Origin of the sequence: Micromonospora echinofusca, assembly GCF_017614955.1 — a bacterium.
GTDB lineage: Bacteria > Actinomycetota > Actinomycetes > Mycobacteriales > Micromonosporaceae > Micromonospora > Micromonospora echinofusca_A.
On sequence record NZ_WVUH01000522.1, the window covers coordinates 1 to 3,431 of the forward strand.

The 3,431-nt window shown below is 75.2% G+C and carries 4 protein-coding genes; all 4 read left to right on the forward strand.

Annotated features, from left to right (window positions below):
• The first annotated feature begins 584 nt into the window (after nucleotides 1-584).
• Nucleotides 585-1,556, forward strand: a complete 972-nt coding sequence (locus tag GSF22_RS32060) for an EamA family transporter (RefSeq protein ID WP_244454532.1) — start codon at nucleotides 585-587, stop codon at nucleotides 1,554-1,556.
• 95 nt (nucleotides 1,557-1,651) lie between these two features.
• Nucleotides 1,652-2,140 carry a YbaK/EbsC family protein gene (locus GSF22_RS32065; protein WP_208817656.1) on the forward strand — a complete coding sequence of 163 codons (489 nt, stop codon included), beginning with the start codon at nucleotides 1,652-1,654 and terminating at the stop codon, nucleotides 2,138-2,140.
• Nucleotides 2,137-2,856, forward strand: a complete 720-nt coding sequence (locus GSF22_RS32070) for a monooxygenase (RefSeq protein WP_208817657.1) — start codon at nucleotides 2,137-2,139, stop codon at nucleotides 2,854-2,856. Before GSF22_RS32065 ends, GSF22_RS32070 begins: the two co-directional genes overlap by 4 nt.
• 16 nt (nucleotides 2,857-2,872) lie before the next feature.
• Nucleotides 2,873-3,430, forward strand: coding sequence for a GNAT family N-acetyltransferase (locus GSF22_RS32075; RefSeq protein WP_208817658.1), 558 nt, complete (start codon nucleotides 2,873-2,875; stop codon nucleotides 3,428-3,430).
• The last annotated feature ends 1 nt before the right edge of the window (nucleotide 3,431 follow it).

The following is a 3,431-nucleotide window of genomic DNA, read 5'->3' on the forward strand; positions in this document are numbered from 1 at the left end:
CGGCTGGGCCGGGTTGGTCGGCATGACTGTCTCCTCCGCGTCACCGGGTCGGCCGCGTCACACCACCCGACGGGGCGGTGCCGACGCATGGCGGGTGCGGAGGAAGGCGCACCCCGTGTGGGGGGCCGGCCGGGTGTGGACGCTTCCCCACACCACACCCGACCGACCGTGCCGGCGGGTCCGTCGTCCGCTGCCCGGGGGTCGTGGGCAGCGGACGACGACCTGCCTGATGGCCCCGGACTCGCGACTGTCCGGAACCCTGTGCGGCCCGCGGAGCCGCACCCCGGGAGCCGGCGCCGCGAAACACCTCTCCCGGTGGTGAACGGGCGTCCGACCGGTGATCCGGCTGGCCGGGTCATCACCCGGCCCCACCGGATCGGGGCGTCAATCGAACATCCGTTCTAACTGCCTTCGACAGTACACCCTGCCCCCGACGAAAATGCAACGCACGCCGCACGGGTCGCGGAAACCGGTCGGCCCGGTCGGCGGGAAACCCCAGGCCGGGCGACGGGACGGATCCGGTGGGTAACGACCGTACCGCTGGTCAGTCCTGACCCGGGCGGCGGTAACCTCGTGCCGTGACCATGCCCCGCCCTGCTCTCGGTGTCGCCATGGTGGTCGGTTCGGGCGCCCTCTTCGCCATCAACGGCACGGTGTCCAAGCTGGTGCTCCGGGCCGGGATCAGCGCACCGCAACTCACCCTGCTCCGCGCGGTCGGCGCCGTCGTCGGCCTGCTCGCGTTGAGCCTGCTGCTGCACCCCGGCGCCCGCCGGCTCCGGGTCACCGCCGGTCAGCTCCCCCTGCTGATCGGGTACGGGCTGACCGGGTTCTTCCTGGTGCCGATGCTCTACTTCGTGGCCATCGCCCGGCTGCCCGTCGGCATCGCCCTGCTCTTCGAGTACACCGCCCCGCTGCTGGTCGCCCTCTGGGCCCGGTTCGGCCAGCACCAGCAGGTCCGCCCCCGGCTCTGGGCCGGTCTGCTGCTCAGCCTGGTCGGGCTCGGCTGCGTCGCCGAGGTCTGGGGCGACCTCAAACTCAACGGCACCGGCGTACTGGCCGGGCTGGGCGCGGCGGTCTTCCTGGCCCTGTACTACGTCCTCGGCGCCCGGGGCGTCGAACGCCGCGACACCCTCTCGCTCTGCACCTGGGCGTTCGGCGCGTCCGCCGTGGCCGGCCTGCTCACCCGGTTGGTCACCGCCGGCACCGGCGGCTGGGCACCGCTCGGCGGCACCAGCGGCGGGGTACCCGTCGCCCTGCTCTGCGGCTACGTCGTCGTCCTCGGCTCGATCGTGCCGTACCTGCTGGTGGCCGCCGCCCTGCGGCACCTGCCGGCGACCAGCGTCGGCATCATCGGCATGATCGAGCCGGTGATCGCGGCGGCGGTCGCCTGGGTCACGCTCGGCGCCGGCGAGGCGCTCAACGCCGCCCAACTGGCCGGCGGCGCGCTGGTCCTGGTCGGGGTCGCCCTGGCCGAGACCGCCCGGACCGCGTCCACGACCCGGGCGGCGGCACCCGCTCCACCGGACGTGCTGGCCGCCACCGACCTGTCCCGCTGACCCCGGCCGGCCGACGCCACCTCCGGTCGGCCCGGCCCGACCTGACCCGGTGGGCCGGCTGGGCACCGCACCGGTGCACCAGGAAGGATGGGCACATGCAGCCACACCCCAACGTACGGGCGGTGCAGGCCGCCCTGGACGACGCGGGCGCCCGGGACGGCTCCGGGACGGCGAGCGCGGTACGGCTCCTGCCCGAGGCGGTGCACACCGCCGCTGCGGCGGCCAGCGCGCTCGGTGTCGAAACCGGTCAGATCGCCAACTCGCTGATCTTCGAGGCGGACGGGGCCCCGCTGCTGGTCCTCACCTCCGGCGCGCACCGGGTGGACACCGCCGGCCTGGCCGCCCGGCTCGGCGTCACCCGGCTGCGCCGGGCCACCCCGGAGTTCGTCCGGGAGCACACCGGGCAGCCGATCGGCGGGGTCGCCCCGCTCGGGCACCCGGCCCCGGTCCGCACCGTCGTGGACACCGCGCTGGCCGGGTACCCCGAGATCTGGGCCGCCGGTGGGATACCCCGGGCGGTCTTCCCGACCACGTACGACGAGCTGCTGCGGATCACCGCCGGCACCCCGGCCGAGGTGGCGTGAACACCGTCCCCGAGCTGGTCACCCTGCACGTCTGGCGGGTGCCCCGGACCGCCCTGCCCCGGGCCCTGGTCCGGATGGCCCTCGACCCGCGCCGGCTGCGCGCCACCCCCGGCGTCCGGTTCGGCAAGCTGCTCGGCACCGGTACCGGTACCGGCTTCGGCCCCTCCGACGCCGACCCGACCCGGTGGGCCGCGCTCACCGTCTGGGACTCGGCCGCGGCGGCGGCCGGGTTCGACGACACCCCGGTGGCCCGCTCCTGGGCCCGGATCGCCCGCGCCACGGCCCGACTGGACCTGCGGCCGGTGACCAGCCGGGGCGAGTGGTCCGGGGTACGCCCGTTCGGCGACCCGCCCGGCGGGCGGGTCGACGGGCCGGTGCTGGCGCTGACCCGGGCCCGGTTACGGGCCCGCCGGGCGGCGACGTTCTGGCGGGCGGTACCCCCGGTGGCCGCCGCGTTGCACCAGGCTCCGGGCCTGCTGGTCCGGTTCGGGGTCGGCGAGGCACCCCTGGGTTGGCAGGGCACGGTCAGCGTGTGGCGTGACCCGGCGGACCTGGTCGACTTCGCGTACCGTCACCCCGAGCACCGCGCCGCGATCACCCGCACCCCCACCGAACGGTGGTACGCCGAGGAACTCTTCGCGCGGTTCGAGGTGCGCGGGGTGCACGGCGACCGGACGGTGCTCGGCTGGGCCACGGACGACCCGGATCGACAGTGAGGAACGACAGGTGGCGATGAGGCTGGTGCCGTGGTCGCCGGACGATCTGGTCCGGCGGCTGGACGACGTGGTGGCCGTCTACGGGGAGGCCATGGGTTACCGCGCCGACCTGCTGGAGGCCCGACGCGGGTACATCGCCACCCACGTACGCCGTCCCGGTTTCCGCGCGGTCGCCACCCTGACCACCGACGGGCACCTGGCCGGTTTCGGGTACGGCTACCACTCCGAACCGGGCCAGTGGTGGCACGACCAGGTGCACCGCGCCCTGGACCCGGCCGCCCGGCGGTCCTGGTTCACCGACTGCTTCGAGGTGGTGGAGCTGCACGTCCGGCCACCGATGCAGGGGCACAGCCTGGGTGCCCGGCAGCTCCGCGCCCTGCTGACCATGGCCGATGGGCGGCGTACCCTGCTCTCCACGCCGGAGGCAGACGAGCAGCGCTCCCGGGCGTGGCGGCTCTACCGCCGGTTCGGTTTCGTCGACGTGCTGCGGCACTTCCGGTTCCCCGGGGACGAACGGGACTTCGCCGTCCTCGGCCGGGACCTGCCACTGCCCCCGCCGGCACCCGCCCCGTGAC

Excerpts from the sequence above, each read along its gene's own strand:
- GSF22_RS32065 (WP_208817656.1), top strand. The coding sequence starts at position 1,652 with ATGCAGCCACACCCCAACGTACGGGCGGTGCAGGCCGCCCTGGACGAC.
- GSF22_RS32060 (WP_244454532.1), top strand. The coding sequence starts at position 585 with ATGCCCCGCCCTGCTCTCGGTGTCGCCATGGTGGTCGGTTCGGGCGCC.
- GSF22_RS32075 (WP_208817658.1), top strand. The coding sequence starts at position 2,873 with ATGAGGCTGGTGCCGTGGTCGCCGGACGATCTGGTCCGGCGGCTGGAC.